We start from the raw sequence: 25,163 nt of genomic DNA, 5'->3' as shown, positions 1-25,163 counted from the left end.
CGTGAACCGCCGTGACCTCATGGACCTTTCGCCCCGCACACCACCGTCCAGCCCCGCACGCTCCCATCCGCTGCGCACGCCCCCATCCAGCCCCGTACACCCCCATCCAGCCCTGGACATCCCGAGGAGGCAGGCCGCCGTGACGGTCACCGACCAGACTCCGCCGCGGGCGGCGCGTTCCGCCGAGGCACCGGCCGAGCAGCCCGAGGAGGTGACGCGGGCCGAGACGCCCGGCGGCGCGCCCGCCGAGGAGCCCGCCGCGGTCGCCGCCCCGGCCCCCCGGCCCCGGCGGCCCGCCGCCCGTCAGCTCGCCGCAGGCGCGCTGCTCGCGCTCGCCGTGCTGCTGCTCGGCCTGGCCGCCAACCTCGTCGTACTCAGCGGGTTGCAGCACAGGTCCGCGCAGCAGGACCGGTTCGACGCGCTGCGCGCCAGCCTCGCCGAAGGCACCGTGCCGGTCGGCCAGACCGACGAGCGGGGCCGGCTGCTCGCGCCCGGCACACCGCTCGCGCTGCTGGAGATCCCCCGGCTGCACCTGCGCGAGGTGGTGGCGGAGGGAACCTCGGCCGACGTGCTCACCGGCGGCGTCGGCCACCGCCGCGACACCCCGCTGCCCGGCCAGTCCGGCAGCAGCGTGCTGATGGGCAGGGCGGCGGCGTACGGCGGACCGTTCGGCGCGCTCGACCGGCTGCGGCCGGGCGACACCTTCACCGTCACCACAGGACAGGGCCGCCACCGGTTCCGGGTGCTCGACGCCCGCCGCGCGGGCGACCCGGCCCCGGCGCAGCCCGCCGCGGGAGGCGGCCGGCTGGTGCTGGTCACCGCCGACGGCCCCGCGTATCTGCCCAGCGGTGTGCTGCGCGTGGACGCCGACCTGGTGTCGAAGACCGCCGACACCCCCGACGCCGTCATCCGGCCCGGCTCCGTCCCGGCCGACGAGCAGCCGATGGGCACCTCCACCAGCGAGTTGTGGAAGCTCGTGATGTGGCTCCAGGCGCTGCTCGCGGCGTCCGTCGCGGCCGTGTGGGCCTGGCACCGCTGGGGCCGCCACCAGACGTGGATCGTCTTCCTGCCGCTGACCGCCGTCGTCGGCTTCCAGGTCGCCGACCAGGTCACCGGCCTGCTCCCCAACCTCCTCTGACCCGCCCACCGTCCGCCCCGTACTGCCCGAGGTGCCCGCCGTGACCGACATCGCCACCCCCGAAGAGACCACCGTCGCCCTGCCCGCGACCGTCCCGCCCGAGACCGCCGTGCCGCGCGGACCGGGCGCCGCCACCCTGGACGCGCGGGGCATCTCCGCATGGTTCGGCACGCACAAGGTCCTCGACCGGGTCTCGCTGACCATGCCCGCCGGCCGCGTGACCGCCCTGATCGGCCCGTCCGGCTGCGGAAAGTCCACCTTCCTGCGGACCCTGAACCGGATGCACGAGATGATCCCCGGCGCCGCCATGGGCGGCGAGGTCCTGCTCGACGGCGACGACATCTACGCGGCGGGCCGCCCGCTCACCGAGGCCCGGCGGCACATCGGCATGGTGTTCCAGAAGCCGAACCCGTTCCCCGCCATGAGCATCTACGACAACGTGCTGGCCGGACTGCGGCTGACCGGCACCCGCGCCTCGCGGCAGACCAAGGACCTGCTGGTCGAGGAGTGCCTGTCGCGCGCGGGCCTGTGGAAGGAGGTCAGGGACCGGCTGCGGCAGCCCGGCGGCGCCCTGTCCGGCGGCCAGCAGCAACGGCTGTGCATCGCCCGCTCGCTGGCGATCCGCCCCCGCGTGCTCCTGATGGACGAGCCCTGCTCCGCCCTCGACCCGACGTCCACGCGCCGCGTCGAGGAGACCATCAGGGAACTGGCCGATGAGGTCACCGTCGTCATCGTCACCCACAACATGCAGCAGGCCGCCCGCGTCTCCCAGAACACCGCCTTCTTCCTCGCCGAACAGGGCACTCCCGGCGGCATCGTCGAACACGGCCCCACCGAGGCGATGTTCGCCAACCCCCAGGACACCCGCACCGCCGACTACGTCAACGGCCGCTTCGGCTGACCTACCGCGCCGCCCTCGTCGTCACACGCGTCCCGGACCGGATGTTCGCCGCCGTCCCGACGGGCCTGACGCGGTCGCGGGTGACGTGCGCGACCGAACAGCCGCAGTCGCCGGGCGTGCCGACGCCGGTCCGCCCAGCCGCGGGGGCAGCTGGGCGGACCCACGCGTCACGACACGGGGACGTAGACGACCTTGTTCTCGACGAACTCCTTCAGCCCCTCGATCCCGAACTCCGCACCGATACCGGATTCCTTGATCCCGCCGAAGGGCACGTCGGGAAAGCCCCCGACGTGGGTGTTGATCCACACGGTGCCGCTGTCGAGCCTCGCGGCGACCTCGGCCGCGGCCTCGATGTCCGGTCCCCAGACGGAGTTGCCGAGCCCGTAGCCGGTGTCGTTGGCCCGGGCCACCGCCTCGTCGAGATCGGCGTAGCGCAGAAGCGCGCGCACCGGGCCGAAGGTCTCGTCCCGCACCAGGGGGCTGTCATCGCTGATGTCGCGGACCACGGTCGGCGGGACGAAGTAGCCGGGGCGCGGGTCCACGGCCCCGCCGGCGATGACCGTGCCGTCCTTGTGGGCCAGTTCGAGATATTCCTTGACCCGCTCGAACTGGGCGGCGTTCTGCACGGGACCGAACGCGGGATCGGCCTCGGGGTCGAGGCTGTGACGCAGCTCCTTGGACGTCGCGAGCTCCGCGAAGATCTCGGCGAACCGCTCGTACATCGCGTCGGGGACGAAGATCCGCTTGATGCCCACGCACAGTTGCCCGGCGTAGGAGAACGTCCAGGTGAAGATCTCGGGTGCCACCTTCTCCACGTCGGAGTCGGGCATGATGATCGCCGAGTCGTTTCCGCCGAGCTCCAGCACCACTCGTTTGATCGTCGTGGCCGAGGCTTCCAGGACCTTGCGCCCGGCCGCTGTCGAGCCCGTGAACGACACCATGCCGACGTCCGGGTGGTTGGCCAGCGCGGGGCCGACGCTCTTGTCGGGGCTGTTGTCGCCGAGGATGTTCACGACACCCGCAGGCACGATCTCCCGCAGCAACTCGCCCAGGTACAGGGCGTGCAGAGGCGAGGTCGGCGCGGTCTTGAGGACGGCCGTGTTGCCCGCGAGGATGGCCGGCACGACCTTGTACAGGCTCTGGAAGAGCGGCATGTTCCACGGGACGATCGCGGCGACGACACCGATCGGCTGGTAGTGGCGCTCCACCCTCCATTGCGCGTCCGAGTGCACCACGTCGGGCGAGAGGTCGAGTTCGGCGAAGTGACGGACCCACCTGAGCGTCCAGTCCAGATCCAGCTCACGCAGCATCGGCAGGGGCTTGCCCAGTTCGAGCGCCAGGATGCGCAAGAATTCGTCGTAGTGCTCCTCGACCGCGTCGGCGATCCTCCGTACGACCTCGGCGCGTTCGGCGAACGGCGTCGCGCGCCAGGCCGGGAAGGCGGTCTTCGCGGCCTTGACCGCGAGCTCGAGCTGGTCCTCGTCGGCGGCCGCGGCGGTGGCGATCACCTCCCCGTTCCCGGGGTCGATGATCTGCGAGGCGGCGGCTCCGGGCACCAGCTCGCCGTCGATCAGGTGGGCGAACGTGTGGTGAAGGAGGTTCGTCTCGTTCGAAGGGAAAAGCATCGTTGCTCCTTCTCTGATGGATGTTGCGGTTCCTCGCGGGGTCACGACGTCTCGCTCGGCTCAAGGCGGGACGAAGGCTGCTTGCCGGTGTCCCCGGAGCGCAGCCGGAGCCCGACCGCGGCGACACCGGTCAGGAGAACGGCCGCGATGGACAGGGACGCGGCCAGGGAGCCGGTGGCCTTCCAGGCGGCGCTGACGAGCGCGAAACCCACCGCGTTGGCCACCTGCGTGGTGGTGAGCAGGACACCCGACGCGGCGCCCTCGTCCCCTTCCCGTACACGGGCGAGTACGGAGGCGATGATCGCCGGGTAGGCGAAGCCCATCCCCGCGCCGAAGCCCGCCGTCATCAGCGCGATGACGACCGCTCCCGCTCCGGCAAGCGCGGCGCAGATCGCGGCGACGAGGCTGGCGAACATGACCAGTGAGCCCCACAGCATCGCCGGGGGACCGGTGGGGGCACCGGGCCGACGGGCCGCGAGAGTCGTCGCCATGTACGCCACGCCGAGCGGAAGGTACGCCAGCCCCGCTCCGAGCGCGCCGATCCCGAGCCCCTCCTGCAGGTACAAGGTCATTCCCAGCAAAGTCGCGCTGTTGCCCACGTAGAACGCCACGGTGGCGACGAGCCCGAGCCGGATCGACCTCTGTCGCAGGAGCCGCCTCGACAGCAGCGGAGCGGCGGCCCGGCGCTCAACTCCGGGCATCGCCGTCGCGATCACGGCACCCGCGCCGAGCAGCACCCACGCGATCCAGGGCCAGCCGTGGTCGGGCCCGAGGCCGAGGCCCAGCAGCAACGGGATCAATGCGCCGGCCAGTACGCCGCCGCCGAGCACGTCGACCGGCACAGGCTCGGGCGCGCGCGTCTCCGGGATCGCCCTGGTGACGAGAAGCAGCGCGGCAAGGCCGATCGGCACATTGATCGCGAAGAGCGCACGCCAGCCCACGCCGGCGATGTCCACGGCCAGCAGCCCGCCGCCGATCAGCTGACCGAGCGTCGCGGCAGCGCCGAGCACCGTCGTATAGGCCAGCACCGCACGGCGACGCGGCTCGCCCTCGTACACCGCCTGGATCGTGGCGAGCACCTGGGCCAGCATCACCGCGGCCGCGAAGCCTTGAAACGCGCGCATGGCGACGAGCACCAGGAGGCTGGGAGCGAGTGCGCAGCCCAGGGAGAAGAGCGTGAAGGCCGCCATCCCGATGCCGAACATCAGGCGCCGGCCGAACCGGTCTCCCAGCCGTCCGCCGATCACCAGCGCGGCTCCGTAGGTCACGACGTAGATCGAGAGAACGAGCTGCGTGTCGGCAATCGAGGCTTTCAGGTCCTCGGCGATCGACGGAACACCGACGATCACGATGAAAGAGTCCAGGAATCCCATGAAGGTTCCGGTCAACAAGACCGGCAGGGCCAACCGATGAGATGTCATGTTTGGCCTTCGCTTTCCGTCCTGAGACTGGCGATCGCGCCTTCTCGGGCACGTGAGATCCCGCCACCTGGCCATCGGACCCCGCGGATCACGAACCACCGAGGAACGGCAGGTCGGCGGGGTGATCCGCGGGTCCGATGGCCGCTGTGATGACGTCGCCGTCGAGACTGAGTCGCGGGTCTCGGAATACGGCTATGACGCGACGTCGCGCGCGGGTGGGACGACCGCGGCCAGGCGGGTCAACGACCCCTCGAGCTCGTCGGCGGAGACCATCGGCAGGCGGGGCACCACTGCCGGGTCGGTGACCGCTGCCCAGTCGTAGGTCTGGGTCACCTCGGTGTGGCCCTCGCCGGTCGGGGCGAGCTTCCAGGTGAAGCGGTGACCTTGCGGGCGCTGCCCCGGGTGGCCGGGCGCCCAGGCGATGACACGGTCCTCGGTGAAGGCCACGACGTGGTTCTCGGTCCGGTAGTCACCGAGCTCGCTGTGCATGGCCATGACGAAAGTGTCACCGACGGCGTCCACCGGGCGGGAGGTTTCGGCGTGCCTGAGGCGGCCGGTGGCGTCGAATTCGACGTGGCGCCGGGGGTCGCGCAGCACCGCGAAGATCTGTTCGGCCGGGGCGTGCAGCACGCGGGAGACGGTGGTGTGGGTCGGACCGCCGTCCGTGGTGACCGGGTCCGGGTAGAACCGGGCCCATGCGATCCGTCCGTCGCGGACGGTGAGGATTACCGGGCCGCGCAGTACGACCGTCGCCCCGGTCGGGGCGGTGCCCCGCATCTCCCATTCCGACCACGATTCGTCGCCGTTCTGCGCATGGCGCAGGACCTCGGCCCGTATGTCGGGCAAGCCGGCCAGGATCTTCGTCCAGTTCGCGGCGACCTGGTCGGAGCCGACGAATCCCTCGGCCGGTCGCAGCGGTCGTTCGGCCACGTAGTCGTCGGTGAAGCAGTCGGCGATCCGCTCCGGCACGTGGGAGTTGATCGCTTCGCGTAGTGCGTGGAGGGCCTGGGGGAGCATGCGGCGATCTCCTAGTTCTGGTTCGCTCTGTCACCGTCGAGCATGGAGGTCCGGGGTGCCGCCGGGCGACCTGACACCGCCCGGACACTGCCCGGACGGCGTCCCGGCCCTGACAGGCATAATCGAAGTCATGAACGACTGGCCGGGGCCGAAGACGACCAGCTTCGCGGCCATGCTGCGCGGCCTGCGGGAAGCCCGGTCGCTGACCCAGCAGGAGCTGGCCTCCGCCGCGGGACTCTCCGTCGAGGCGGTCAGCGCGTTGGAACGGGGGCGGCGGACCCGGCCCCAGCCGCACACGGTGCGGTCGCTGGCCTCGGCGCTCCAGCTCCGCGAAGCGGACCGCATGGCGCTGCTGGCCATCCTGGGCCGGGCCGGGGACGGGGCGTCCGAAATGCCGGCCCGCACGTTGACACCCCGCCCGCCGTCACCCCCGGCCGTCCCGGTGATCGGGCGGGACGGCGAGGTCGCCGAGATCGTCGCCGCCCTGCGCACCGCGCCGGGCCGGCTGGTGACGCTCACCGGCCCCGGCGGGGTGGGCAAGACCACCGTCGCGCTGGCGGCGGCTGACGCGGTGGCCGCGGACCATCCGGGGGCTGTGTACTTCGCGGACCTGACCGACGTCACCGACCCGGACGACGCCATCGCCGCCGTGTCCCGCTCCGCGGGCTCCCACAGCGACACGGTGACCGGCCTCGCCGCGCACCTCACCGGCACGTCGGCGCTGCTCGTCCTCGACAACCTGGAGCGCGTCACGGCCTGCGGCCCGCAGCTGGCCGAGCTGCTGACGGCATCCCACGACGCGGTGATCCTGGCCACCAGCCGCGTCCCGCTGCGGGTGCGGCGGGAACGTGAGGTGCGCATCGCTCCCCTCGGCCCGGCCGCAGCCGTCCGGCTCTTCGGCGAGCGGCTCACCGCCGCCGGCGCGCCGCCGACCGGGAGCGGGGACGACGCCGCCGTCGCGCTGCTGTGCCGACGGGCCGACGGGCTGCCGCTGGCCATCGAGCTCCTGGCTGCCGCCGCCGCCCGCCTCGGACCACGGGAACTGCTCAAGCGGGTCGATCAGCTGGCGGATCTGCCCGTGGCCGGCCCGCGGGACCTGCCGGCGCGGCAACGCACCATGGCGGCCACCGTCGAGTGGAGCTGCCGGATGCTCGGACCCGCGGCCCGGCGACTGCTTCCCCGGCTCGCCATGGTCCCGGGCAGCTTCTCCCTCGACATCGTCGAGGCGGTCGCCGCGCCGGATGCGTCGGACGCGGTGGGCGCGCTCGCCGAGTTGGTCGAGCACTCCCTGGTCACCCGCGGCGCCGACGCGGGACCGGTCGCGCGGTTCCGGCTGCTGGAACCGGTCCGCCGGTACGTGTTCGAGGCACTCGGGCCGAACGACCGCCACCACATCCGTCGGAGCGTGGCCCAATGGGCCTTGCGGGCAGCGCGCGAACAGGGTGCGCGGATCCGTGGCCGCGGCGATTTGACCGCCGTCGTAGAGGTTGAGGCGGATCGCCATGTGCTGCGGCTCGGCTTCGATCACCTCGTCGATTCCCGTCGGCACGACGACGCCGCCGAACTGCTGTGGTCGGTGTGGCTGCCGCTGTGGATGACCGGGCACACCCACGAGGGCCTCGACTGGGCCGAACGCTTGCGTGAGCACGACCTGAGCGAGCGGGGCCGGGCCCGCTGGCTGGTGGCGCGTGCCGGGTTCCACCGCGTCGCCGCGGACCTGTTCGCCACCGCGGAGCGGGCGATGCGGCTGGCCGAGCGGATCGACGACACCTCGCTGGCCGCGGAAGCGGCGATCTTCGCGGCGGCGGCGGCGCTGCGTCTGGAGGACTTCGACGCTTCGGTGTCTTTGCTGGCCAGGGCGGAGGCCCACGTCAAAGCGCGCCTCGACGTCGAACGCGACGTGTGGGCGGCTGTGCACGTGCTCATCGGCCGCGGGGACGGCGCGCTGCTGCGCGGTGACCGGTCCGCGGCGGCGCGGCACTGGCGCGCCGCCGCGGCCACGGCGCGGGAGCTGGGCAGCGAGTTCTCGGTGGCCGCGGTCCTCGCGGAGTGCGCGCAGGCGGCCCGCGGCGAAGGGCGCCTGACCGACGCGGCCTCGATGCTCGCCGTCGCCAGCGAGCTGGGCCCCCAACAGGACGAGTACCGGGCGCGCCTGGCGGGCGTGGCCGCGGCCGTGGCGGCGGACCTCGATGACCTGGCGTCAGCGCGGTGGTGGGAGGACTCGGCGGGGCCGGACGCACCCCTGCGGGACACCGATGAGCTGGGCGAGCGGTTCCGGGAGCTCGTCCGGCGCGCCGACACCGTCTCGGGCCGGGACTGAGCTGAGCCGTCCGCCCGTACCGGCGGTGTCCGGTCGGTGTCCGGAGGTTTCCCGCGAGGGGGGGGTGGCGGGATTCGAGACCGTCGACGGCGCCGGGGAGCCGCGCCCCCTCGGACCGCGTACGGCCGACGTCAGATGAGGATCACGATCTTTCCCCGCACATGTCCGCGCTCGGAGAGGGCATGGGCCCGCGCGATCTCCTCCAGCGGGAAGGTCCGTTCGATGCGCGGTGCGTACCGGCCCTGCTCGCCGAGCGCGGCCGCTTCGGCGAGAAGCGTGGAATCGTTCACCGCGTTGGCCATACGGACCCCCAGACGTTCCGCGTTCGCGTAGTCGGCGACCGTCAGCACGCGGGCGGGGTCGCCGGCGATCTCGATGAGGTCGGGGAGGGAGCCGGAGGCGGCGGCGTCGAGCACGAGGTCGACCCCGTTCGGGGCCAGGTCGGCGAGACGCTCCGACAGGCCGGCACCGTAGGTGGTGGGAAGGGCCCCGAGTGAGGTGAGGAAGGCGTGGTTGCGCTCACTGGCGGTTCCAATCACGGTGGCTCCGAGGGCGACCGCGATCTCGACCGCCGCGCCGCCGACGCCTCCGGCGGCGCCCTCGACGAGCAGGGTGCGCCCCGCGAGCGGGCCGAGCGCCTTGAGCCCGCTCAGCGCCGTCACGGACACCAGACCCGCCCCGGCCGCCTGCTCGTCGGTCCACGCGGCGGGCGCGGGCGCCCACGCCGAGAGCACGGCCAGCTCCGCCGTCGCCCCCGTGACTCCGCCCAGCCCGAAGACGCGGTCGCCCACGCTCACTCCGGTGACGCCCTCCCCGATCATGTCCACCAGGCCCACGGCGTCGCGGCCAGGTATCGCGGGCAGGTCCACTGGGAGTACGTCGCGCACCTCCCCGCTGCGCACTTTCCAGTCGACGGGGTTGACGCTGGCCGCCACGACGGCGACGCGGATCTCTCCGGGACCCGGCAGCGGGTCCTGGACCTTCTCGACCGTGAGGGTCTCCGTACCGCCGTACTCGTGGTACCGGGCTGCGCGCATGATGTCCTGCCTTGTTCGTCCCGACGGCTTGGTGTGCCTTGACATCGACCAGGCTAAAACCTGACATCAGTGTCAGAGGCAAGTCGGGCAGTCAGGGGGGCAGAGGACGCGTAGGCCCGCGATGGAGCCCGCGGTGTGGAGCCACGGACGGTGATCAGACCCTTGACGGCCTCGTCTCCGGTGATCTCCGGGTAGGCGTCCGGCCAGGCGACAGAAAGCCAGGGTCCGCGAGTCAGGACCGCGCGGCGGCGTTCTCGCCGAGGTCCAGGTGGTCCGGGCGATGCGGCAGCGTACGGGCGCCGGTGGCACGGAGCCCGTCGAGGGCGAGTTCGAGGTAGCGGCGCCACGCCTGGGGCTGTGCGGCCAGCAGGGGCGCCGCCGTCTGATGGATGCCCGCGAGGAGCAGCACGATGTCCGTTCCCGTGACGTCCCCGCGGACGGTGCCCTGCTCCTGCGCCCTGGCCGTGAGCACGTCGGCCGCGTCGCGGAGGCGGCCGATCCCGTCCCGCACCCCGGCGTGATCCAGCGAGGGGCGTCCGATCACTTCACAGAAGGCGCGGTCGGCGGCCAGCGCCCCGACGCCGTCGGCCATGAACTCCGCCAGTGCCAGCGCCGCGTCGTCCGCGTCGGCAAGGCGCTCCGCCGTGCCGGTCAGCCGGTCGAGAAGTCGCAGCATGATGGCCGCGAGCAGGTCCTCCTTCGAGGCGAAGTGCCGGAACACGGTGCCTTTGGCGAGTCCGGCACGCTGGGCGATCTCGCCCATCGACACATCCGTGCCCCGCTCGGCGAACGCCTCCGTCGCGGCCTGGAGCAGCAGACGCCGGTTGCGGACCATGTCCGCCCGCCGACCTGCGGTCTCTGTCGTCTCGCTCATGCGTACTCCCTGGTCAGGAGGTCCAGCCTACCAGCAAGGTGACCGCCGGGTCAGCTTAGGTGTACGGTCAATATGACCCGGCGGTCACCTTCTGTCGGGCCGGCCGCGCCGTCGCCATGACGCCTCGCGGATCACCGCCGCTTCATCACGCGCCGTCTTCGCGGCGCACCACCGGAGGAAGACATGAACAGCACCCTTGACGGCAGGACCGCACTGGTCACCGGCGCCTCCTCGGGCATCGGCCGGGCCACCGCGCTCGCCCTGTCGAAGGCGGGCGCCCGGGTGGCTGTCGGAGCGCGCCGGGCGGACCGTCTGACGTCGCTCGCGCAGGAGGCGCCGGGTGAACTCCTGGTCCTGGAGCTCGACGTCACCGACCGTCAGTCCGTACAGGACGCGGTCGCGGCCGCCGTCGACCGCTTCGGCGCCCTCGACGCCCTCGTGAACAATGCGGGCGTCATGCTCAACGGACCGATCCTGAACGCGGACACCGCCGAGTGGCGCCGCATGGTCGACACCAACCTGCTCGGATCGATGTACACCGCCCATGCCGCCCTGCCCCACCTGCTGGAAAGCAGGGGCGCCGTCGTCCAGATCTCCTCGACCTCCGGGCGCACCGCGTCGGCGGGCGGCGGTGTGTACGCCGCCACCAAGTTCGGCGTCACCGCCTTCGCCGAGTCGTTGCGGCAGGAAGTCACCGCCCGGGGCGTACGGGTGATCGTCGTCGAACCCGGAATGGTCGCGACCGAACTGCTCACCCACATCACCGACCCCGCCCTGCGGGACTACGCCAAGACCTATGCCGAATCGATGCGGACGCTCAACGCCGAGGACATCGCCGACGCCGTCCTGTACGCGCTCACCCAGCCCGACCACGTCGCGGTCAACGAGATCCTGATCCGACCGACCGATCAGACCCGCTGATTCGGACGAGGAGTTGAGCCCGGTGTCCTCGCCGGTCGGCGGCCGCGTGGCGTGGTGGGCGAGTTCGAGGGCGAGGCGGGCAAGCATGCGGGACGGCCGGCCGTAGATGGCCGGATCCAGCCAGCATCAACCGGACTTCCCGGACATGAGGGCGGTGGCACACCGCCTGCCGCGTCACCGGTTCGACGGAAGCCCTGAAAGGGCCGACCTGCGGAAATATCCTGGGACGAGCCGAAGGGTCCGTTCGGATAGGAGTGCCCCCGGCAGGACTCGAACCTGCGGCCAAGCGCTTAGAAGGCGCCTGCTCTATCCACTGAGCTACGGGGGCCGGACAGTGGCCGCGGCTGTCTCCGCCCCTGGGTGGTTCCGTGACCTTGTACCGAGGTCAAGGATAGGGCGCTACATGCCTGCCGCCGGTTGCTTCACCCGCGTGACACGTTGTGGAGGTTCGGTGAAGTGGTCCGATAATCGCAGGCATGTGCAGAACGTGCATCGCTTTTGACGCCTCGGATCGCTGCTGTTGTGCACTCGTTATGCCGATGGCTCATTCTGCCCCATCGACACCATGGGCCGCCCCATTTCATGTAGTGCGGGCCGAATGGGGTGATTTACCCGAAATACGCTTCAAAAATGCTCCAATATGGGGCATTCTGCGGGTGTGGCGATCTTGGACGTACGGCCCGAGCTGCTCGACGCGCTGTCCGCGCTGCGCGACCGCGTCGACGCCGCACGCTTCCCCTTCCCACTGCGCGGAGCCGCCCGCGCCCGGCGTACCCGACAGGAGTTGCTCGCCCAGCTCGACGACTACCTGGTGCCCCGGCTGAAGGCGCCCGAGGCCCCTCTGCTGGCCGTCGTGGGCGGTTCGACGGGCGCGGGCAAGTCGACCCTCGTCAACTCCCTTGTCGGCCGCCGCGTCAGCGAATCCGGTGTGCTCCGGCCGACCACCCGCACCCCGGTGCTGGTCTGCCACCCCGAGGACCGCGCCTGGTTCGCGGACCCGCGCGTCCTGCCGGGCCTCAACAGGGCCTGGGCGGTACGCCAACGGGTGGGTCCGGGCGGCGCGGCCGGGGGCGGCAGGCCGGGCCGGGGCGACAGCGGCGACCGGAACGACGACCGGCGCGGCCGGGGCGACCGTACCGACCGCGGCGAATCCGGGGGCGCCGAACTGCGTCTGGAGACCGACGACAGCCTGCCCCGCGGCCTCGCGCTCCTCGACGCCCCCGACATCGACTCCCTCGTCACCCGCAACAGGGAACTGGCCGCCGAGCTGATCTGCGCCGCCGACATCTGGGTCCTGGTCACCACCGCCTCCCGCTACGCCGACGCCCTGCCCTGGCATCTGCTGCGCACCGCCAAGGAGTACGACGTCACGCTCGCCACCGTCCTCGACCGCGTCCCGCACCAGATCGCGGACGACGTCGGCAGGCACTACGCGGCGCTGCTCGGCAAGGCGGGCCTGGGCGACGTACCCCGCTTCACCGTCCCCGAACTGCCCGAATCCGCGGGCGGCGGCGGCCTGTTGCCGCAGACCGCGGTGGCCGCGCTGCGCGAATGGCTCGCGCACTGCGCCCAGGACCCGGCCGCCCGCCAGCACGCCGCCCAGCGCACCGCCGTCGGCGTACTGGACTCCCTGCGCGGCCGGTTGCCCGCCCTCGCCTCCGCCTCCGCCGCCCAGCACGCCGCCGCCGTACGCCTGGCGCGCGGCGCGGAGGACGCGTACGAACAGGCCGGGGAGCGGATCGACACCGCGATCGGCGCGGGCGTCCCGCTGGCCGGTGAGGCCCTCGCGCACTGGCAGGGCTACCCCGCGTGCGGCCCCGACGCCCTCCAGCACGCGCTCGCCGAGGAGTTCGCGGCCCTGCTGCGGACCGAGACCGACGCCGCCGACGAACGCGTCGTCGCCAACTGGCAGCGCGACCGCGCCGGATCGGCGCTGCTCGGCGAGCCCTCCGCGCGGCCCGACCGCGACCGCGTCGCCGTCGCCGCCCGGATCGACAAGGGCGTACGCCGCTGGCGCCGCGGTCTGACCGAACTGTCCTACGCGCAGGCGCGGGCCGCCCGCGACGCCGACCGGCCGCCCGTCGACCCCGAGGACGTGGCCGCGCTGCTGGCGACCGCGCTGCTCGGCGGCAAGCGCGGGAGCGCCGCGGGTGAGCGCCTGGCCGAGACCGTCGGCGTACAGGCCGCGCTGCGGCTGCGCGACACCGCGCGCGACCGGCTGGACGACGCCGTCGCAGGGCTGCTGCGCGCCGAGCGGGACCGGCGGCTGGCCCCGGTCGACGGCTACGACGTGACCGCGCGGCAGCAGTCGTCGCTGATCGCGGCGCTGTCCGTACTCCAGAGGGAAAGGTGACCACGGTGGCCACGACGACCGGCAGTTCGGCACGATCGGCGGCGAGCGGGTCCACGGACGCGGCGGGGGACGGGCCGGGACGTGTCCCGGGCCCGTCGTCCTCCGCGCCGTCCGCTTCTCCGTCCGCCGCTTCTCCGTCCGCCGTCTCTTCGTCCGCCGTCTCTTCGTCGGTCACTCAGGGGCGGGGGAGCGCTACGGACGCGCTGACCGTGCGGGTGGACGCGCTCGGCGAGTTGCTGGGGCTGTCCAGGACGCGGATCAGCCCGGACGCGCTGGCCGAGACCGGCGAGCTGCTGGAACGCCTGGGCGAGCGGCGGCGGTTGTCGCTCGACCACACGGTGGTGGCGCTGGCCGGGGCGACCGGCAGCGGGAAGTCCACGCTCTTCAACGCCCTGGCGGGGCTCGCGCTCTCCGAGACCGGCGTACGGCGGCCGACCACCGCGAAGCCGGTCGCCTGCGCCTGGCAGCCGGAGCGGGCGGCCGGGCTGCTCGACCGGCTGGGGATCGCACCGCAGGACCGTTACGCCAGGCGCGGCGCGCTGGACGCGGCGGGGGAGTGGCCGGGGGACCTGTCGGAGGAGCTGTCGGGGACCGAGGGCGCCTTCGCCGCCGACGGCGCCACCGGGCGCGCCGAGAGCCTGGACGGGCTCGTCCTGATCGACCTGCCCGACCACGACTCGGCCGCGACCGGCCACCGCGATCAGGTGGACCGGCTGCTGGGCCTGGTGGACGTCGTCGTCTGGGTGCTCGACCCGGAGAAGTACGCCGACGCGGCCCTGCACGAGCGCTATCTGCGCCCGCTGTCCGGGCACGCCGACGTGACCGTGCTGGTGCTCAACCAGATCGACCGGCTGCCCGGCGACTCGGTCGACCTGGTCCTCGACGACCTGCGGCGGCTGCTGGACGAGGACGGCCTCGCGGTCGGCGAGCACGGCGAGGACGGTGCCGTGGTGCTCTCCGCGTCCGCGCTGACCGGCGAGGGCGTCGCGGACCTGCGTGCCGTACTGGCCCAGCTCGTCACCGACCGCGCGGCGGCCGGAAGGCGGCTGGCGGCCGACATGGACCGCACGGCGAGCAGGCTGCACCCGCTCTACGTCGGCGAGGGCGGCGCCGGGCTCACGGACTCGGCGCGCGAGGAATTCGTGGACCGGCTCGCGGACGCGGTGGGCGCGGCCGGGGCAGGACAGTCGGCGGAACGGGACTGGGCGGGCGCGGCGGAGGGGGCCTGCGGTACGCCGTGGGGTCGGCTGATCGGTGAACGGGCCGCGGTCGGCGCCGGTTCCCGCGGTGAGCGCCCGGCGCAAGGTTCACCCGGACGAGCGACCCGTACGGGCGGCGGCGGGCTGTCCGCGTCCCGGCCGGTGGTCGACGAGGCGGTGCGCGGCGTGGCGGCCGACGCGTCCCGCGGGCTGCCCGCGCCCTGGGCGCAGGCGGTACGTGACGCGGCCCGGCGCGGCGGCGACGGGCTGCCGGAGGCGCTGGACGGCGCGGCGGCGCGGGCGCGGCCGGGGGCGCCGGAGCGGCCCGGCTGGTGGTCGGCGGCCGGTGGCGCGCAGTGGCTGCTGATGGCGCTGGCCGTGGCAGGCGCGGTCTGCCTGATCTCGGTCGCGGTGGGCTCGCTCGATCTGACGTGGTGGCTGCCGGTCGTGATGATCGCGGTCGGCGGACTCGGCGGCCCGGCCCTCGCCGGTGCCTGCCGGTTCGCGGCCCGCGGGCCCGCCCGGCGGTACGGCCAGGCCGCCGAGCGGCGGCTGCGGGACGCGGCGGCGGACTGCGGCAGGGCCCGGGTGCTCGAACCGGTGGCGGCCGAATTGATGCGGTACCGCGAGGTGCGCGAGCAGTACGCGGTGGTCGCCGGGGCGCATTCCGCGCACGCGGCGCATTCCGTCCGCACTTCTCTGGGAGACCACTCGTCCGAGTGACGAAGTTATCCACAACCGGCCGGTAATCCACAGATTCTGGCCGGTTTCTCCATGCCTGGTCGAATTCCTGCACGATGTCCTTACGGCGTCCCGCGGGGGGGCGATCGGCAGGGAGGGCAGAGAAATGAACGAGACGCTTGTGACCGTGGTGGGAAATGTGGCCACCGAGCCGGAGACCCGGCAGACCGCGACCGGTGTGGCCGTCACCCGCTTCCGGCTGGCGACCACCTCGCGCCGGTGGGACGCCGAGCGCGGCGCGTGGACGGACGGGGCCACGAGCTTCTACACGGTGTGCGCGTGGCGGACGCTGGCCTGGCATGTGAAGGAATCGGTCGGAGTCGGTGAACCCTTGCTCGTCCAGGGGCGGTTGAGGATCCGTGAGGAGGAGCGTGAGGGTCGGCGCTATCTGACCGCGGAGATCGAGGCGGTGGCGGTCGGGCACGACCTGGCGCGGGGCGTCTCGCGGTTCAGCCGGGTCGCGGCGAGCATGACCGGGGCGGGGGCCGCGTCCGCGTCCGGAGCGGCGGGGGCCGTGGTGGGGAACGCGGTCGGGAGCGCGGCCGGGAACACGGCCGGGAACACGGTCGGGAACGCGGTCGGGAACGCGGCCGGGAACTCGGTCGGGAACGCGGCCGAGACACCGCCGGTGGTCGCCCGGCCGGATCCGGCGCCGCCCGTTCCCGCGGGGGCGCCCTGAGTATCCGGAGTATCCGCTTTCGGCGGCATTTCCCGGGATGAATTCTGTCGATGACTTATCGACAAACACGGAATCATGCAATTGTGCCGATAACGATTGGGATTCGAAAAGGCGCTGCGGGGACTCTCTTGGTGAGCGTGTGACGCCTGGTTCCTAGGATCTCCTCGTTCAGCACGCACGGGGGCCGGAACTGCGCAGGCAAGGCGATCCTCTGAACGACCAACGCGCCTTGCCCGGAGGGGAAATCCATGTTCAAGACCTACAGGCGGGGCGCCGCCCGCCTCGCGGCGGCCGGCATTGCCACGGGCCTGCTCGCGGCGGGCGTGATGGCGGGCGCGGGCGCGGCCTTCGCCGCCCCGAACGACGGCACGACGCCGTCGGCCACGGGCGCCACCGCCGTGCTCGGCGGCATCGAGAAGGACAAGGCCGACCAGGCCGTCGTCAACCCCGGTGCCAAGGACGAGTACGACGTCACCGCCGGACTCTTCTCGATGGCCGTGACCGGTGGCGGCACCATCGAGACGTACTGCATCGACTTCAATCACCACACCGTCGACAAGGCGACCTACAACGAGGTCACCTGGGACAACTCGACGCTGAAGGACAACAAGGACGCGGGCAAGATCGCCTGGATCCTCAACAACTCCTACCCCAAGGTCGACGTGGCGGGCGTCACGGACACCCTCAAGGCCGCCGGGGTCACCCTCGACCACCCGCTCACGCCGGGCCTGGCCGCGGCCGGTACGCAGGTGGCGATCTGGCACCTGTCCGACCCGGGGGTGAACGTGCAGGCCAAGGACAGCGACGCCAAGGCGCTCGCGGAGTACCTGGACAGCCACGCGCAGACCCTTGAGGAGCCCAAGCCCTCGGTGACGCTCGACCCGCCCGCCGTCTCCGGCAAGTCCGGCGACCGGCTCGGTCCGGTGACCGTGCACACCACCGCCGACGCGGTCGACGTCAAGCTCGGCGCCGACGCCCCGGCGGGCGTCAAGATCGTCGACAAGGACGGCAAGGCGATCAGCGGTCCGGTCAAGAACGGCACCGCGCTCTACTTCGACGTCCCCGCGGGCACCGCGGACGGCACCGCCCCGGTGACCGTCGCGGCCACCACCGAGATATCCGTCGGCCGTGCCTTCTCCGCCACGGACACCTCCAGCCAGTCCCAGATTCTCGCCGGTTCGCAGAGCACCACCGTCACCGCGGCGGCGACCCTGTCCTGGGCCAAGAAGGGCCCGATCCCGGCGCTGTCCGCGCAGGTCGTCTGCGCCAAGAACGGGGTCGACGTCACCGCCGCCAACCAGGGCGACGAGGACTTCACCTTCGAGCTCGAAGGCAAGAGCTACACGGTCGCGCCCGGCAAGTCCCAGACCGTCACGGTTCCCGTCCAGGAGGACCAGAAGTACAAGATCGACATCACCCTGCCCAACGACCAGGTGAAGACCTTCGAGGGCGTCCTGGACTGCAAGACCGCCACCACCCCCGGCCCCACCCCGACGGCCACCCCCACCAACGCCCCCAGCCCCGCGACCTCCGGCAGCACCACGGGCGGCACCGATCTCGCCGAGACCGGTAGCAGCAGTGCCACCCCGATGATCGCGGGCATCGCCATCGCCCTCGTCGTCCTCGGCGGCGCCGCCGCCTTCTTCTTCCGCCGCAAGAAGAACACCCCCACCGCCTGACCCGGGGCGCCCCACCGCGAACGGGTCCTGCCGCACCGGAGGGTGCGGCAGGACCCGTTCGCACACCCGCCCCCGTCCGGTCCGCGACGCCTACCGCGACGCTCGTGCGAACAGCGGCTTCCGTCGGCGCTCAGCAGGCACGCGAGACGTACACGACGTACACGTGGTCAGAACCTTCTTCGTCAGCGTGCTGATGCTGGGCGGCGTCGTGCTGACCCACCGGGAGGCCAAGCGCCAGGCGGCCGCCGGGCGGGGTGGGGAAGGGACCCGTTCGCACGGATGGGTGGACGTACGGCAAGATGGGGTGTATCTGCCCTCACGCGGCGGTGCCGCACTGTGGCCCTACTCGATTGCCGGACGGTTTCTCTTGGCTGAGTTCATTTACACCATGCGCAAGGCCCGCAAGGCCCACGGCGACAAGGTGATCCTCGACGACGTGACGCTGAGCTTCCTGCCGGGAGCGAAGATCGGCGTCGTCGGGCCGAACGGCGCCGGTAAGTCGACCGTCCTGAAGATCATGGCGGGCCTGGAGCAGCCGTCGAACGGTGACGCGTTCCTGTCGCCCGGCTTCTCGGTGGGGATGCTGCTCCAGGAGCCGCAGCTCGACGAGTCCAAGACCGTGCTGGAGAACGTGCAGGACGGCGCCGCCGACACCATGGCGAAGCTCACGCGGTTCAACGAGATCGCCGAGCTGATGGCGACCGACTACTCCGACGCGCTGCTGGACGAGATGGGCAAGCTCCAGGAGCAGCTCGACCACGCCAACGGCTGGGACCTGGACGCGCAGCTCGAACAGGCCATGGACGCCCTGGGCTGCCCGCCCGGCGACTGGCAGGTCACCACGCTCTCCGGCGGCGAGAAGCGCCGCGTCGCGCTCTGCAAGCTGCTGCTCGAAGCGCCCGACCTGCTGCTCCTCGACGAGCCCACCAACCACCTGGACGCCGAGTCGGTGAACTGGCTGGAGCAGCACCTGGCGCAGTACGCCGGCACCGTCGTCGCCGTCACCCACGACCGGTACTTCCTGGACAACGTGGCCCAGTGGATCCTGGAGCTGGACCGCGGCCGGGCGCACCCCTACGAGGGCAACTACTCCACGTACCTGGAGAAGAAGGCGGCCCGCCTGAAGGTCGAGGGGCAGAAGGACGCCAAGCGCGCCAAGCGCCTCAAGGAAGAGCTGGAGTGGGTCCGCTCCAACGCCAAGGGCCGTCAGGTGAAGTCCAAGGCCCGCCTGGCCCGTTACGAGGAAATGGCCGCCGAGGCCGACAAGGTGCGGAAGCTGGACTTCGAGGAGATCCAGATCCCGCCGGGCCCGCGCCTGGGCTCCATCGTGGTCGAGGTCAACAACCTCTCCAAGGCGTTCGGCGACAAGGTGCTGATCGACGACCTGTCGTTCACACTCCCGCGCAACGGCATCGTCGGCGTCATCGGCCCGAACGGCGCGGGCAAGACCACGCTGTTCAAGATGATCCAGGGCCTGGAGACCCCGGACTCCGGCTCCATCAAGGTCGGCGAGACGGTCAAGATCTCCTACGTCGACCAGAGCCGCGCCAACATCGACCCCAAGAAGACGCTGTGGGCCGTCGTCTCCGACGAGCTGGACTACATCAACGTCGGCCAGGTCGAAATGCCGTCCCGCGCCTACGTCTCGGCCTTCGGCTTCAAGGGCCCGGACCAGCAGAAGCCCGCGGGCGTGCTCTCCGGCGGTGAGCGCAACCGCCTCAACCTGGCGCTCACCCTCAAGGAGGGCGGCAATCTGCTGCTCCTCGACGAGCCCACCAACGACCTCGACGTCGAGACCCTGTCGTCGCTGGAGAACGCCCTGCTGGAGTTCCCCGGCGCGGCCGTCGTGATCTCCCACGACCGGTGGTTCCTCGACCGGGTGGCGACGCACATCCTCGCGTACGAGGGCGAGAGCCGCTGGTACTGGTTCGAGGGCAACTTCGAGTCGTACGAGAAGAACAAGGTGGAGCGGCTCGGCGCCGACGCGGCCCGGCCGCACCGCGCCACGTACAAGAAGCTGACCCGCGGCTGAGGGCACGGTATCTGTGATGGCACGGCACATCTTCCTCTGCCCGCTGCGCTGGGCGGACATGGACGCCTTCGGGCACGTCAACAACGTGGTCTTCCTGCGGTATCTGGAAGAGGCGCGGATCGACTTCATGTTCCGGCTGGCGCCGGGCGAGGGAAGCGTGTCGTTCACCGGCGGGTCCGTCGTGGCCCGCCACGAGATCGACTACCTGCGTCCGCTGGTGCACCGGCACGAGCCGGTCACCGTCGAGACGTGGGTCTCGGACATCAGCGCGGCGTCGCTGACCGTCCACTACGAGGTCAAGGACGGCGAGACGGTGTACGTGCGGGCCTCCACGGTCGTCGTCCCGTACAACCTCGCCGCCGGACGGCCGCGGCGGATCACCGCGGAGGAGAAGCTGTTCCTCCAGCGGTATCTGGACGGGGCCGTCACCGTATGACCGCTCCCGCGCGGTCGACGCTGACGCTGGCGCGAGCGGGGGAGGCGGCCGATCTGGCCGCCTTCCTCGGCCGGCTGATCCGCTGGGACAAGGCGGCGGTCGTACGGCTCAGGTCCGCCGAAGGGGAGGCCGCCCTCGGGGTCTTCGGCCACCCGCCCTTCGGGGGCGTCCTCGCGGTCCGCACCGCGGCGCTGGCCGAGGACGGGGTCGGGGCGGCGGTCGACGCGACCGTGTCGGCCGGGCAGCTCCTCGACGCCGTGCCTCCGCCGGAGGGGGGCGAGTTGGTGCTGCCCGGGTCCGTCACCGGGCCCTCCTGGGCCGGGCTGCTGCCGCCGCGCGGCGGCTGGCTGCGGGTCACCGAGGTCGACGGGGACGCCGTGCGGGCGGCTGCCACCCGTGTGATCGGGGAATTCCGTACGCGTACGGAGGAGTTGGGCGACGCCGGGCGTACGCGGGCCGGACTCGACGCGCTCGCCGAGGAGTTGTGGGCTCGGCCGCTTCCCGGTACCGGCTTGCCCTTGCGGGCGGTGCACGCCGCCCATGCCCTCGGGTTTCTGCGGGGGGCCGAGGACGCCGTGCTTCTGTCCGCCGGGCCGTGGCTGCGGCTGCGCACCGCGCTCGGTTCCGTGGCCGTACGCGCTGCCGCGCCGGCCTCCGGTCTGACCGTCACCCCGGCCTAGGGCCTGTCCGCCTTTTTCCCACCCGCCCACCCGTGCAGATGCTTCCACCCCTGCGGGAGGGTCCCCCCCGTGCACCCTCCCGCCGTCGGCGGCTGCCGTGCCGCGTTCGGCCCCAGGGTGCTCGTCGTCGCGGGTGCGGACGTGGGTGGCCGTCAGCCGTCCTGGGGCTCCTCCGTCCGCTGAGGGGGTTGGGAGGGGTCGGGCCAGAGGGAGATGTGGTCGGGTTCGAGTTCGAGGAGGACGCGGGAGCGGATGGAGAGGGAGTCGGTGTAGTCGCGGGGGAGTTGGAGGCGGCCGGCGCGGTCGACGGTGGCGTATTCGCGGGCCACGACGGACTCCTGGCCGTGTTCGTCGACCTCGGTGTGGCGGACCACCTCGGATGCGGTGCGGCCGTCGCGTATGGCGACGGTGCGGCGGACGGCGTTGGCGACGGCGTGGTCGTGAGTGACGACGACGACCGTGGTGCCCAACTCCTCATTGGCGGTGCGGAAAGAGGCGAAGACCTGCTCGGCGGTGGCGGAGTCGAGTTCGCCGGTGGGCTCGTCGGCGAGGACGACGGACGGGCTGTTCGCCAGGGCGACGGCGATGGCGGCGCGCTGCTGCTCGCCGCCGGACATCTGGCCGGGGTGCCGGTCGTGGCAGTAGCCGACGCCGAGCATGCCGAGCAGTTCGGTGGCCCGCGCGGTGCGCTGCCGCTTCGTGCGCAGCCCGCCGGTGCGGCCGGCGAGCTGCATCGGCAGGACGACGTTCTGCGCGGCCGTGAGGTACGGCAGCAGATTGCGGCCGGTCTGCTGCCAGACGAACCCCACCACCTCCCTGCGGTACCGCAGCCGCGACGCGGCGTCCATCGCCAGCAGGTCGTAGCCGCCGACGGACGCGGCGCCCGCGGTCGGCACGTCGAGCCCGGCCAGGATGTTGAGCAGCGTGGACTTCCCGCTGCCCGACGCGCCGACCAGGGCCATCAACTCGCCCTTCCCGACGAGCAGATCGAGCCCCTGGAGGGCCTGCACCTCCACCCCGTCCGCGGTGAAGATCCGCACCAGCCGGTCACAACTGATCAGCGCGTCCTTGCCGTACGCGGGCCGCTCCCGCCGCTCGGCGACCGCCCGCTCCAGATCCGCGAGACTGCTGACGGGAGCGCGGTCAGGTCCCGTCACCGGACCCGCCACCGCTCCGCGCACCTCGCCGCCCGCTTCGCCCGTCATACCCGGTCCCCCACTCTCAACTCCGCGCTCTCCCGCCGCCGTCCGCTCACCCACACCTGGATCAGCAGCACCGCACAGGCCAGTATCAGCAGCCCCGCCGACGGCAGGGCAAGGGACCACGGATCGGCCCGCAGGCCGAGCCCGAAGTCGGCCGATTCCACGCCCTGTTCGCCGCCGCCGAAGGTGAGCGCCCGCAGATCGACGCCCGGTCCGAGCAGCGGGACCACCGCCAGGCCCACCAGGACACCGCCGACGGCGGCGAGCAGCGCCTGCGGCAGCATCTCCAGCAGGACCAGCCGCCGCGACTGCCGCCGCGTCATGCCCATGGTGCGCAACCTGGCCAGCAGCGTGGCCCGTTGCGGCGCGGCCTGGAGCAGCGACAGCAGCAGGGCCAGCGCGCTGAAGGCGGCGCCCGCCGCGACCGCCGCCAGATAGATCGAGCGCGCGCCGCGCTGCAAGGGGAAGTCGCCCAGCCGGGACCGCTGTTCGCCGCGCGTCAGCACCGTCACGAAGGACGCGGGCTCCTTGGCGACCGCGCGCAGCGCCCCGCCGTCGATGTGACTGCCCGGCGCGTTCATCGCCAGCAGCACCGTAGGACCGCTGTACTGGCTGTACGCGGCCAGGTCCGGGTGTCTGGCGGCCAGTTGCGCCGCGGAGACGATCACGAACTCGGCGCCGGGCGCGGCCGGGGTGCTGGTCAGGACGGCCGCGGTCCTGACGGTGACGGCGCCGACGGCGGCGTCCACCCGGGCCGTTCCGTCGCCGAGCAGCGAGGCGAGACCGGGGCTGAGCACGGCGGGCAGCGTCCCCCGCCCCGGATCGTGGTCGAACGCCTGCGCGGGGAAGGCGGGCAGCCCGATGTCGTGGGTCAGCCGCGCGTACGCGGCTGGGTCGACGATCACCAGCGAGTAGGACAGGCCGAAGGGCGCGGTCGGGCTGTTCGGCTCGACGCGGGCGGTGACGACCCGGCCGACGCCGGGCACCTTCTTCCGTACCTCGTCGGGCAGTTGGCGGGGGAGCCCGAAGCGGGAGTCGACCCGCGCGTCCGCGCCGACCAGGACGCTCGCCGCCCGGTCCCTGCCGTGGTCGATACCGGCCAGCACCGAGCCGCCGAAGGACGCCACGGTCAGGGCCACCAGCAGCGCCAGCAGCGGCAGTTGGCTGGTGGCGGGGGAGCGGCCCGCGCGGGCCAGGCCCAGATGGGTGACCGCGCCGGGCAGCCGGGCCGCGGGGCGCGCCAACAGCCGTAGCGGCAGCGGATACAGGCGCAGCAGCACCAGCGCCGCCGCGACGGCGACCAGCACGGGGGCCGCCGCCAGATACGGGTCGCCGCCGCTGTCGGTGCCGCGCCGCCGCAGGGTCAGTACGGCGCCCACGACCAGGACGGTGACGGTCAGTTCCGCGACCAGTCTGCGGCGCGACGGCCGGGCAGCGGTGACGTCCTCGCGGCCCGCCGCGCGTGGCCGCCGGGCCGCCGCCACGGCCCGGACCGGCAGCGCCAGCGCGGCGACCGCGGTGACCGCCGCGCCCAGCAGCAGCGACGTGCCGTAGCGCGAGGTCGGCAGCGCCAGCAGCGCCAGGGCGACGCCCACGGCGCCGCCCGGCACGGCGGCGGCCGTCGTCTCGCCGAGCAGCCGCCGGAAGACGCCGCGCAGGGCGGCGCCGCGCGAGCGCAGCAACGCGATCTCACCGCGCCGCCGCTCGGCGGCGAGGCCGCCCGCCATCAGCAGCACCGCGAACGCGGTCGTGCCGACGCCGACCGCCGCGATCAGCACCAGCGGCGACACCGCCCGCCGGTCGTCGGAGTAGTCGTCCAGCACGGTGCCGAGGCCGCCGGTGAGCCGGATGTCGGGGTCGGTGGCCTGTTGCAGGGCCACCGAGTCGGGTCCGGCGTTGAAGGACGCCAACTGCCTTTGCAGCGCGGGCACATCGTGCGCGGCCAGGCCGTCGGTGGCCAGCGGGTGGTGCCAGTACCGGGTCACCAGCGTGCCCAGCAGCGGCATCGAGCGCGCGGCCGTACGGTCGACGAGCAGCGAGAAGTGCCAGTACGTCTTGGGCTCGCTGCCCGGCGGGGTCGGCGGCGCGGACAGCTGCGGGGTCAGCAGGTCGCTGTTCTCGGTCCAGAAGTCGTCGGCGGGGTCACGGGGTGCGACGATGCCCGAGATCCGGACGGTCAGCGCGGTCGGGGTGCGGCCGTGCAGGTGCACGGTCTGACCGACCGTGAGACGCATGACCTCGGCGGTCCGTACGGTGACGGCGGCCTCGACCGACAGCGGCGCCGGAACGCCCCCGTCCGGCGCGGGAGCCGGCAGCCGCCCGGCGACCAGGCGGCCGTGCCCGGCCAGTCCCGCCTGCGCCACCAGGCTGGCGGCCGGGAAGAGTTCGGAGGTACGGGGCAGCCCCTGGTCGGGCACCGGCGCCTCCGAGGCGCGCACCCCGATGACGGACCGGTCCTTCCGCAGCCGCAGCGGCGGCTTCGCCATCCGCTGGAAGACCGTCTCCACATGGTCGACGGCGGTGGGGTCCAGCAGTTCGGTCGTCGTGAACTCGGGCCTGTAGGGGCCGGTCAGGCTGACACCGCGGTCGAGCGGCGCCGCGTCCCGGACGGCCTGCCGCAGCGCGGTGTCCTCGTAGCGGTCCACCGCGCGGGGGAGCGCCGCGGCGAGGAAGGCGGTGACCAGGACCAGGACGGCCGTCGCGAGCGCGGCGGCGGGCGCGGACCGCAGCCTGACCCGTACCCAGGAGGTGTCCACGCGCGCGCCACCGTCAGCACCGGGCACCGGCGTGCCGGCAGAAGCACGCCCTGAAGCCGGCCCTGAAGCCCGGTCCGAAGCCCGCCGCCCCGAAGCCCGGTCCGAGGACCGTTCCCGAGCCCGGTCCGAAGCCCGCCGCCCCGAGGCCCGCT

Annotated in this window: 18 protein-coding genes and 1 tRNA gene; 11 read left to right on the top strand and 8 right to left on the bottom strand. The window is 72.8% G+C overall.

The window, feature by feature from the left end:
- Positions 1-139: 139 nt before the first annotated feature.
- Positions 140-1,138, top strand: coding sequence for a sortase domain-bontaining protein (locus ACFY9V_RS09485; RefSeq protein ID WP_391160443.1), 999 nt, complete (start codon positions 140-142; stop codon positions 1,136-1,138).
- Positions 1,139-1,247: 109 nt separating this feature from the next.
- Positions 1,248-2,039 (top strand): ATP-binding cassette domain-containing protein, encoded by a 792-nt coding sequence (locus ACFY9V_RS09480; protein WP_391047183.1) that lies wholly within the window; start codon positions 1,248-1,250, stop codon positions 2,037-2,039.
- Positions 2,040-2,206: 167 nt separating this feature from the next.
- On the opposite strand, the gene ACFY9V_RS09475 is transcribed toward ACFY9V_RS09480, so the two are convergent.
- The 3 genes from ACFY9V_RS09475 to ACFY9V_RS09465 form a co-directional block, all read right to left on the bottom strand.
- Positions 2,207-3,664: an aldehyde dehydrogenase family protein gene (locus ACFY9V_RS09475; RefSeq protein WP_391160441.1), complete on the bottom strand. Its 1,458-nt coding sequence runs from the start codon at positions 3,662-3,664 to the stop codon at positions 2,207-2,209.
- Positions 3,665-3,705: 41 nt separating this feature from the next.
- Complete coding sequence (locus ACFY9V_RS09470) at positions 3,706-5,085, bottom strand: MFS transporter (protein ID WP_391160438.1); 1,380 nt, start codon at positions 5,083-5,085, stop codon at positions 3,706-3,708.
- Between the two features lie 192 nt (positions 5,086-5,277).
- Positions 5,278-6,102: a nuclear transport factor 2 family protein gene (locus ACFY9V_RS09465; RefSeq protein WP_391160436.1), complete on the bottom strand. Its 825-nt coding sequence runs from the start codon at positions 6,100-6,102 to the stop codon at positions 5,278-5,280.
- Positions 6,103-6,232: 130 nt separating this feature from the next.
- Between ACFY9V_RS09465 and ACFY9V_RS09460 the strand changes: the two genes are divergently transcribed.
- Positions 6,233-8,422 carry a helix-turn-helix domain-containing protein gene (locus tag ACFY9V_RS09460; RefSeq protein ID WP_391160434.1) on the top strand — a complete coding sequence of 730 codons (2,190 nt, stop codon included), beginning with the start codon at positions 6,233-6,235 and terminating at the stop codon, positions 8,420-8,422.
- A 131-nt stretch (positions 8,423-8,553) separates the two neighbouring features.
- Here ACFY9V_RS09460 and ACFY9V_RS09455 read toward each other — a convergent pair whose 3' ends face one another.
- Together ACFY9V_RS09455 and ACFY9V_RS09450 are read right to left on the bottom strand one after the other, a co-directional pair.
- Positions 8,554-9,459: a zinc-binding dehydrogenase gene (locus ACFY9V_RS09455; RefSeq protein ID WP_391160432.1), complete on the bottom strand. Its 906-nt coding sequence runs from the start codon at positions 9,457-9,459 to the stop codon at positions 8,554-8,556.
- A 232-nt stretch (positions 9,460-9,691) separates the two neighbouring features.
- Entirely contained in the window at positions 9,692-10,333 is a 642-nt protein-coding gene (locus ACFY9V_RS09450; RefSeq protein ID WP_391160430.1) for a TetR family transcriptional regulator, read from the bottom strand.
- Between the two features lie 183 nt (positions 10,334-10,516).
- On the opposite strand from ACFY9V_RS09450, the gene ACFY9V_RS09445 reads away from it, so the two are divergent.
- Positions 10,517-11,254, top strand: a complete 738-nt coding sequence (locus ACFY9V_RS09445; protein WP_391160428.1) for an SDR family NAD(P)-dependent oxidoreductase — start codon at positions 10,517-10,519, stop codon at positions 11,252-11,254.
- Positions 11,255-11,509: 255 nt separating this feature from the next.
- On the opposite strand, the gene ACFY9V_RS09440 is transcribed toward ACFY9V_RS09445, so the two are convergent.
- Positions 11,510-11,582, bottom strand: a tRNA-Arg gene (locus tag ACFY9V_RS09440).
- Between the two features lie 339 nt (positions 11,583-11,921).
- On the opposite strand from ACFY9V_RS09440, the gene ACFY9V_RS09435 reads away from it, so the two are divergent.
- The 7 genes from ACFY9V_RS09435 (at position 11,922) to ACFY9V_RS09405 (ending at position 21,053) form a co-directional block, all read left to right on the top strand.
- A complete protein-coding gene (locus tag ACFY9V_RS09435) occupies positions 11,922-13,607 on the top strand; it encodes a dynamin family protein (RefSeq protein ID WP_391160611.1) in 1,686 nt (561 codons plus the stop codon).
- Positions 13,608-13,816: 209 nt separating this feature from the next.
- The gene (locus tag ACFY9V_RS09430) at positions 13,817-15,529 is read left to right on the top strand and encodes a dynamin family protein (RefSeq protein WP_391160426.1); all 1,713 of its coding nucleotides are present in this window, start codon (positions 13,817-13,819) and stop codon (positions 15,527-15,529) included.
- 124 nt (positions 15,530-15,653) lie between these two features.
- Complete coding sequence (locus ACFY9V_RS09425) at positions 15,654-16,226, top strand: single-stranded DNA-binding protein (protein WP_391160424.1); 573 nt, start codon at positions 15,654-15,656, stop codon at positions 16,224-16,226.
- Positions 16,227-16,474: 248 nt separating this feature from the next.
- The gene (locus ACFY9V_RS09420) at positions 16,475-17,905 is read left to right on the top strand and encodes an LAETG motif-containing sortase-dependent surface protein (RefSeq protein ID WP_391160422.1); all 1,431 of its coding nucleotides are present in this window, start codon (positions 16,475-16,477) and stop codon (positions 17,903-17,905) included.
- A gap of 367 nt (positions 17,906-18,272) precedes the next feature.
- Positions 18,273-19,937 carry an energy-dependent translational throttle protein EttA gene (gene ettA / locus ACFY9V_RS09415; protein WP_355337137.1) on the top strand — a complete coding sequence of 555 codons (1,665 nt, stop codon included), beginning with the start codon at positions 18,273-18,275 and terminating at the stop codon, positions 19,935-19,937.
- Positions 19,938-19,953: 16 nt separating this feature from the next.
- The gene (locus ACFY9V_RS09410) at positions 19,954-20,373 is read left to right on the top strand and encodes a thioesterase family protein (protein WP_355337139.1); all 420 of its coding nucleotides are present in this window, start codon (positions 19,954-19,956) and stop codon (positions 20,371-20,373) included.
- Positions 20,370-21,053, top strand: a complete 684-nt coding sequence (locus ACFY9V_RS09405; protein WP_391160420.1) for a hypothetical protein — start codon at positions 20,370-20,372, stop codon at positions 21,051-21,053. The genes ACFY9V_RS09410 and ACFY9V_RS09405 overlap by 4 nt, the downstream gene beginning before the upstream one ends.
- 152 nt (positions 21,054-21,205) lie before the next feature.
- Here the strand turns inward: ACFY9V_RS09405 and ACFY9V_RS09400 are convergent, their stop codons facing one another.
- A complete protein-coding gene (locus ACFY9V_RS09400; protein WP_391160419.1) occupies positions 21,206-22,258 on the bottom strand; it encodes an ATP-binding cassette domain-containing protein in 1,053 nt (350 codons plus the stop codon).
- The gene (locus tag ACFY9V_RS09395) at positions 22,255-25,011 is read right to left on the bottom strand and encodes an FtsX-like permease family protein (RefSeq protein WP_391160417.1); all 2,757 of its coding nucleotides are present in this window, start codon (positions 25,009-25,011) and stop codon (positions 22,255-22,257) included. The genes ACFY9V_RS09400 and ACFY9V_RS09395 overlap by 4 nt, the downstream gene beginning before the upstream one ends.
- Between the last annotated feature and the right edge of the window lie 152 nt (positions 25,012-25,163).

Source organism: Streptomyces sp. NPDC008317 (assembly GCF_042955955.1).
Taxonomy (GTDB): Bacteria; Actinomycetota; Actinomycetes; order Streptomycetales; family Streptomycetaceae; genus Actinacidiphila.
Note: the sequence above shows the minus strand (reverse complement) of the source record. Positions and strands in the feature narration are given on the sequence as shown.

What these genes read in the sequence shown, in the direction of transcription:
- ACFY9V_RS09475 (WP_391160441.1), bottom strand. Translation starts at nt 3,664, where the DNA reads ATGCTTTTCCCTTCGAACGAGACGAACCTCCTTCACCACACGTTCGCC.
- ACFY9V_RS09470 (WP_391160438.1), bottom strand. Translation starts at nt 5,085, where the DNA reads ATGACATCTCATCGGTTGGCCCTGCCGGTCTTGTTGACCGGAACCTTC.
- ACFY9V_RS09465 (WP_391160436.1), bottom strand. Translation starts at nt 6,102, where the DNA reads ATGCTCCCCCAGGCCCTCCACGCACTACGCGAAGCGATCAACTCCCAC.
- ACFY9V_RS09460 (WP_391160434.1), top strand. Translation starts at nt 6,233, where the DNA reads ATGAACGACTGGCCGGGGCCGAAGACGACCAGCTTCGCGGCCATGCTG.
- ACFY9V_RS09455 (WP_391160432.1), bottom strand. Translation starts at nt 9,459, where the DNA reads ATGCGCGCAGCCCGGTACCACGAGTACGGCGGTACGGAGACCCTCACG.
- ACFY9V_RS09450 (WP_391160430.1), bottom strand. Translation starts at nt 10,333, where the DNA reads ATGAGCGAGACGACAGAGACCGCAGGTCGGCGGGCGGACATGGTCCGC.
- ACFY9V_RS09445 (WP_391160428.1), top strand. Translation starts at nt 10,517, where the DNA reads ATGAACAGCACCCTTGACGGCAGGACCGCACTGGTCACCGGCGCCTCC.
- ACFY9V_RS09425 (WP_391160424.1), top strand. Translation starts at nt 15,654, where the DNA reads ATGAACGAGACGCTTGTGACCGTGGTGGGAAATGTGGCCACCGAGCCG.
- ACFY9V_RS09420 (WP_391160422.1), top strand. Translation starts at nt 16,475, where the DNA reads ATGTTCAAGACCTACAGGCGGGGCGCCGCCCGCCTCGCGGCGGCCGGC.
- ACFY9V_RS09410 (WP_355337139.1), top strand. Translation starts at nt 19,954, where the DNA reads ATGGCACGGCACATCTTCCTCTGCCCGCTGCGCTGGGCGGACATGGAC.
- ACFY9V_RS09405 (WP_391160420.1), top strand. Translation starts at nt 20,370, where the DNA reads ATGACCGCTCCCGCGCGGTCGACGCTGACGCTGGCGCGAGCGGGGGAG.
- ACFY9V_RS09400 (WP_391160419.1), bottom strand. Translation starts at nt 22,258, where the DNA reads ATGACGGGCGAAGCGGGCGGCGAGGTGCGCGGAGCGGTGGCGGGTCCG.